The 4,347-nt window shown below is 50.8% G+C and carries 3 protein-coding genes; 2 read left to right on the forward strand and 1 reads right to left on the reverse strand.

The features are described 5' to 3' along the window. A partial coding sequence (ltrA, locus tag PHV74_15035; protein ID MDD5095670.1) for a group II intron reverse transcriptase/maturase occupies positions 1 to 1,170 on the reverse strand: 1,170 nt, incomplete at its 3' end. 663 nt (positions 1,171 to 1,833) lie between these two features. On the opposite strand from ltrA, the gene PHV74_15040 reads away from it, so the two are divergent. Together PHV74_15040 and PHV74_15045 are read left to right on the forward strand one after the other, a co-directional pair. Next, a complete protein-coding gene (locus tag PHV74_15040) occupies positions 1,834 to 2,676 on the forward strand; it encodes a tyrosine-type recombinase/integrase (GenBank protein ID MDD5095671.1) in 843 nt (280 codons plus the stop codon). Positions 2,677 to 2,688: 12 nt separating this feature from the next. After that, on the forward strand, positions 2,689 to 3,885 hold the full coding sequence (locus PHV74_15045) for an IS91 family transposase (GenBank protein ID MDD5095672.1): 1,197 nt from the start codon (positions 2,689 to 2,691) through the stop codon (positions 3,883 to 3,885). Positions 3,886 to 4,347 lie beyond the last annotated feature (462 nt).

A 4,347-nucleotide genomic window follows, 5' to 3' on the forward strand; every position in this document is an offset into this window, starting at 1 on the left:
GCGAATCCACGCGTCCAGATTGGACAGCACTTTCGGTGTCTGACAAAAGCCAAAGTAGCCGCGCCATCCTATCAAGTAAGGCACTAACTTTTCAATTAGCTCCGGCATACTTACTCCACCTGTGCGGCGGGTAAGTTCTCGGGTTCGCGTTTTGAACCGATCAATAGCTTTAGGCGCAATCCGCCGTTCACTCCCGTCGTTCGCAATGCTAAAACCCAAAAACTTTCGCTCCTCCGGTCGAGCTACTGCGCTCTTCGACTCGTTTACCTTCAGCCGAAGCCTTGAGGTCAGGAACCGGCATATACTGGCCATGACCCGTTCACCGGCACGGCGACTGCGAACATAAATATTGCAGTCATCCGCGTATCGGCAGAAACGATGACCCCGCCTCGTAAGTTCCTTGTCGAAATCGTCAAGCACCAGGTTGCTCAACAACGGAGAAAGTGGCCCCCCTTGGGGAGTCCCTTCGTCAATGGGGTTAACCAGACCGTCCTCCATCACCCCTGCGTTAAGAAACGCCCGGATGAGTTTAAGCACCCGCTTATCGGATACACGTACTGCGACTTTGGCCATAAGCAGGTCGTGATTAACTCGGTCGAAAAATTTTTCGAGGTCGATGTCAACCACGTAATTATAGCCCGCGGCGATGTAACGTTGCGCTTGAGCCACTGCTTGATGAGCTGAACGTCCCGGTCGGAATCCAAAGCTGTACTCGGAGAACGTCGGGTCCCACTGCTTTTGGAGAATCTGTAAAAGCCCTTGTTGGATCAGTCTGTCGATGACACAAGGCACACCGAGCTTTCTGACTCCGCCGTCCGGCTTCGGGATATTTACCCGTTTAACCGGTTGCGGGCTGTAGACTCCTTCGAGCAGTTGTTCCCGAATGGTTGACCAGTGCTCCTTGAGGTAGTCAGGGGCTTCGTCGATGGTCATACCATCCATCCCCGGGCCACCTTTGTTTTTACGGACGTGTCTCCACGCTATTTCGAGATTATTTCGATCACACACCTCCTCCATTAGCCGTTCTTTCCTTGCCGGGCTTTCGGGGGTTCGCTTCGCCGTGAGTGGTTCGATCCCTCGGCCGTTGGCGCCCAGGGGTTCACCCCGGCTCCCATCAGCAAAGGCCAGTTGCATTTGCATATACTGGGGTTTCTGCCGCTTTCCATTCATGAGTCACGAATCCTACTTGCCACTCCCAATCGTTCAGGCCTTCACCATGTCGTTTCGGCCTTGCGATCCCTGACTATTTCTGCCCTTTCGGGTCAGTGTCCCGATCGAGCGGGCCGGCCATCCATGCCTACTATGCCTTCTGCTGACTTCTGCGCCGTGATCTGGTTACCTCACGGCTCCCTCAGTCCCGGATTCGGGACGCGACGCAGACCTCCCGAGGTAAGTCCAACCGCCTTCACCGCACACCTGCCGGATCTACAGCCTTGGCCCTTGATGGATATGGACTTTGCGATTAGTTGCCCGCTCGTCCGACCAAGCCTGCCTATATCCGATTTCTGTTCGTCAGGTCGCGGCTTTGCTCCCCGCTTCCTTCAAACGTCACCTCACGATGACGCCCTTGCGTCTCGCTAATCCTTCACCTCCATCAGGCTGGATAGAGGACTTTCACCTCCAAACTGTTGAACATGCTCGGCACACAACTAAACCGCTGCGCGGTGGCCTCTGCTAACCCTCTTTTCCTTGGCAAAACTGGCCCATCACCCCGCCTTATTGAATCCTGATTTTCTTGTTAGCTCTTGTTGATCCCGCAGAATCTCAATACAGTTTCTTTTGTCATACCGTCGGCATGAGTTGGCGGATATTTAAATCAAAGGAGATTGTATTATGGGAAAGTTGCGAGATCAGATGTTGGCAGACCTTCAGTTAAATGGAGCCGTACCGAGTACCCAAAAGAATTATCTGAGAATGGTGGGCGGTCTGGCGAAATATTTTAAAAGGTCTCCAGAAGAGCTTGGAGAAGGCGAACTCAAAGAGTACCTGCTTTATCTTATGACGGAAAGGCATCTATCGGAGGGAACATTGCGGTTCTATGTTGCGGCCTTTAAATTTTTATACAGAACAACGCTGAAACGCGAATGGACAGTGGAGAAGATCAGGTATCCCAAGAGGAAGAAGAAACTCCCTGTTGTTCTGGCCCTCTCGGAGGTGGAATCCCTCTTTTCGGCGACTAAGAACCTCAAGCACAAGGCGATGTTGATGATCACTTATTCTTCCGGATTGAGAGTAAGCGAAACAGCAAAGCTTAAATTAACCGATATCGATAGTACAAGGATGACGGTACGGATAATGGGCAAAGGGGGCAAGGATCGCTATTCCATCTTGTCTCAGACGGCCCTTGAGCATTTGAGACACTACTGGCGGAAATATCAGCCTAAGGAGTGGTTGTTTGATGGGCAAAAGAAGGATACCCACATAACCACCAATACGATACAGACTATTTTCTACGCTGCAAAAAAACGTGCTCGCATCACAAAACCGGTAAGCGTACATACATTAAGGCACAGCTTTGCCACCCACCTCATTGAATCGGGAACGAGCCTCCACCATGTCCAACTGCTTCTGGGGCACAGGTCGCCCACAACGACAACCGTCTATCTGCATGTCAGTCGGCTGAACCTGTCTCAGGTTGTAAGCCCCCTCGATAGAGCAGCTCAGCAGGCTTCGTAATCCAGAAAGCGGATGCGAACGTCTGGTGGGCTTGAGGTGGCGGACATCTTCCGTCACCACGGCCCTGCGTATAGAGAATCCCATCGGTTGTCCCGCAATGATTGGCGGGTCATGCGCGCCATCGAGGCATGCAGAACTGCTGTGCTCGGTGGGCATAAGGATAAGTGCGACAACTGTGGCCATCTGGAGATCTCCTATAACTCCTGCCGGAACCGGCACTGTCCCAAATGTCAGACCTTGAGGAAAGAGAGATGGATCGAGGCTCGCAGCAAAGATCTCCTCCCCATCCAGTACTTCCATGTGGTCTTCACCATCCCCTCGAAACTGAATCGCCTGGTATCGATAAACCGGAAGGTCATGTACGATCTTCTTTTTCGCTCCGTCTCCGAGACGCTCATGGAACTCGCCAATGATCCTAAACATCTTGGCGCAAGGATAGGGGCTATCTGTATTCTGCATACCTGGGGCCAAAACCTCATGGATCATCCCCACAGCCACTGCATTGTCACTGGGGGTGGTCTATCTACTGACGGCAGCCGCTGGGTATCGTGCCGCAAGAGGTTCTTCATTCACGTAGAGGTAATGTCGGCGTTGTTCAGAGGTAAGTTTCTTGACCACCTCAAACATTGCTTCAAAAGAGGCGATCTTGCCTTCCCTGGCAGTATCAGTCATCTCAAAGAACCAGGCGACTTCGAAGCTTTCATGAGACAGCTCTATCAAAAGAAATGGGTCGTCTATTGCAAACCACCGTTTGGTGGCCCCACGGGTGTGCTTCAGTACCTCGGCCGATATACCCACAGGATCGCCATCAGTAATAACCGCATCCTTGCCAATCGGGATGGCAATGTCTCTTTTCTGTGGCGAGATTATGCCGACGATAATCGTCAGAAGACCATGATGCTCAAGGCAGATGAATTTATCCGAAGGTTCCTTCTGCACGTATTACCGGAACGCTATGTGCGGATACGTCACTTTGGCTTGCTGGCAAACAGAAACCGCAGAGACAACATTACGGCATGCCGTAAGATTATAGGGAGTGGTAAAACTGCAACAAAAGAAAACGCCAATAAGGAGACTTGGCAGGAGCAGTTGCTCAGGATCTGCGGGATCGATGTCACTACCTGTCCCGTCTGTCAGAAAGGTAAGATGCTCAGGGTTGCGCTTCTGAACCCACTTAGATGCCACAGCCCACCAATGTTATTGATATGATGACCGTTTGCAATGAAAAAACCATATCCACGGCTTCCTGCGAAAAAATCACTCTTTTTCGCCATGCTATAGTATTGCCAAAAATCGATCATCCCTCTATTTTCCGGTCATTAATAGACCAATCAGTTCGCTGTTGGCGCCCATTACTGACCAGCTCCAGTGCAAAAGGGGCAACCATACCCCAAACTCACTTGCTTACCGATAGGAAAAAGACAACGAAGACATGATTGAAACGCCATAGATTGTGGCACGCGGCTTAGTTCTTCAAGCGTCAATCCAAAATTGATTCAATGTTTTGGATACATTTACATTTTTCCCTTTTAACAACTTTGGATTGACGCTTATTCGAAAGCAAGTAGCGATTTAGGTCAGCGGTGGCCGTTAGCCGCTCGCTGAAGTGAATGGTCAGGCAGGCAGACTTATACTTTTCCTTTCCTAATTTCATTTCTTATAAAAGCATTA

The organism is Dehalococcoidia bacterium (assembly GCA_028711995.1).
Lineage (GTDB): Bacteria > Chloroflexota > Dehalococcoidia > SZUA-161 > SpSt-899 > JAQTRE01.